Origin of the sequence: Corallococcus sp. CA041A (genome assembly GCF_003612075.1) — a bacterium.
Lineage (GTDB): Bacteria > Myxococcota > Myxococcia > Myxococcales > Myxococcaceae > Corallococcus > Corallococcus exiguus.
In genome coordinates this window covers 1-387 of the sequence record NZ_RAWF01000767.1, presented here as the reverse complement: position 1 = coordinate 387, position 387 = coordinate 1, and the positions used below count along the sequence as shown (strand labels likewise).

Below are 387 nucleotides of genomic sequence, written 5' to 3'. Positions count from 1 at the left end.
ATGTTTACTCATGGTGACACCTTGGACGCGGCGTGGTTGTCCAAGTATGGAATACGTGGCCTCCCCATTCTAAGTAATGTTGATCGCAACCTCGAGTCGTTCATCTCACTTGCCGACGACTGTCTCGAACGCCCCTTCCGTGTCGAGCGTCATTCCGCGCATTGTTGGGTTGGTTGTTCCTGGCTAAGACCAGTCAGAGGCGACATCATGATCCGATCTTTGAACATCGACCATATCATCGCAAGATTTTCTAGCCAAGAGAATGGGCCGCGTGATAGCTGGTTCTTACTCCTTATGAGTTCTGTTATTCCCGGCAAGATAAACGCCCGTCTGAAGACTGGGCATACTGCTTTTTGGGATCTCGCTCGAATCCATGATGCCTATCCC

Annotated in this window: 1 protein-coding gene; it reads left to right on the top strand. The window is 50.6% G+C overall.

Annotated elements, in window-relative coordinates:
* Positions 1–207: 207 nt before the first annotated feature.
* The coding region (locus D7V77_RS45470) for a hypothetical protein (RefSeq protein ID WP_233597601.1) at positions 208–387 on the top strand (180 nt) is incomplete at its 3' end.